General features: G+C 68.7%; 1 protein-coding gene. It reads right to left on the minus strand.

All coding sequences use genetic code 11. The features are described from left to right. On the minus strand, positions 1–764 hold a 764-nt coding region (locus tag SY2F82_RS38560), incomplete at its 3' end, for a PE-PGRS family protein (protein WP_200423748.1). Positions 765–799: the final 35 nt, after the last annotated feature.

The raw sequence follows: 799 nt of genomic DNA on the forward strand, positions 1-799 counted from the left end.
CCGTCGATGCGGCTGTCGATGGCGTGGTGGGCGCGGTGGCCGGCCTTCTCGCCCAGGCTGTCGCGCACGCCCTCGGCGAGGGTCTGCGGGGTCTGTTTGATGGCCTCCCAGGCGCTGTCGGTGCCCTTCTTGACGGTCGTGGCGAGGTCGTAGCCCTCCTGGGCGCCGAAGCCGACGTTGACCGTCTGGCGGATCAGGTCGGTGATGATCGCCTCGATCATGGAGATCGCAGGCTCCTTCATCGCCTCGACGATCGCCTCCAGCAACGCCTCTTTGAGCTCGTCGAGGAGGCGGCGCACGATCAGCCGGGTGGCCTGGGTGGCCCCCAGTGCGCCGACTTCGGACAGGCCGAAGGTGAAGGGGGCGGCGGCCTGCGCGGCGGCGATCTCGATGGCCAGGGCGATCAGCTGGGCGATCACCGCCCACTTGGCGAACTCGACGAGGTAGGCGCAGGCCTCCAGCACGGTCGCGATGATGTAGGCGGCCTGGGCGGCGTTGGCGAGGTAGCCTCCGGAGCCGCCGCCGTCGAACTTGGCGTAGACCTTGGTGAACGCGTCGATCGACTCGCCGGCGTTGTGGGCGACCACCTGGCGGGCGCTGGCGTTCGCCGTGGTGTGCAGTTCGGTGACGTCGTCGCCGAACTTCCGCCACAGGGCGGCGCACTCGTTGAGCTTGTCCTCGTCTGCCGTCGGCCAGCGGTAGCCGAGCATCTCGAGAACCCATTCGAGCTCGTCCGGCAGCATCATCGACACAGCAGAAAGCACCCCCGTCAGCCGACCCGGCCGCACAACTCCCTCAT

It is taken from the genome of Streptomyces sp. Y2F8-2 (genome assembly GCF_014905555.1).
In the GTDB taxonomy this organism is placed as follows: Bacteria; Actinomycetota; Actinomycetes; order Streptomycetales; family Streptomycetaceae; genus Streptomyces; species Streptomyces cynarae.